The 357-nt window shown below is 54.6% G+C and carries 1 pseudogene; it reads right to left on the bottom strand.

Features of this window, described 5'->3' with window-relative positions:
- Window positions 1–114: 114 nt before the first annotated feature.
- Window positions 115–357: pseudogene (locus tag ACXIUA_RS00615) on the bottom strand (neutral/alkaline non-lysosomal ceramidase N-terminal domain-containing protein); the annotation flags it as partial.

The following is a 357-nucleotide window of genomic DNA, read 5'->3' as shown; positions in this document are numbered from 1 at the left end:
GTCGTTATTCGGATTTGCCGCGACGAATTGGGCAACGGCCTTCTGCCCTGACGAGATTTTAAAGGCCGAAGTATAAGTCACATTGTGCGCATGGACGTATTTAATTGGACGTTCTTACACGAGCTCCACCGCGGCGACTCCCTCGAATGGGTTCAGCGAATCACCGGCACCCAACGCGCTACCACGCACGATGATGTCATACTTGCCCGGCGCGACTCCTCCGGTCTCCCAAGTGACCTTGGCGGTGGTATGAATACCGTCCTTGGCAAACTCAATGACAGTTGCTTGGTCCCAGTCGTCGGAAACAATCTCGCCGCGGTCATTCTTGATAAGTAGGTCGCCGTCTTCCAGTCGCAA

Source organism: Corynebacterium sp. UMB8791 (assembly GCF_054166365.1).
The sequence above is the reverse complement of the archived record's forward strand: the minus strand, read 5'-3'. Positions and strand labels throughout refer to the sequence as shown.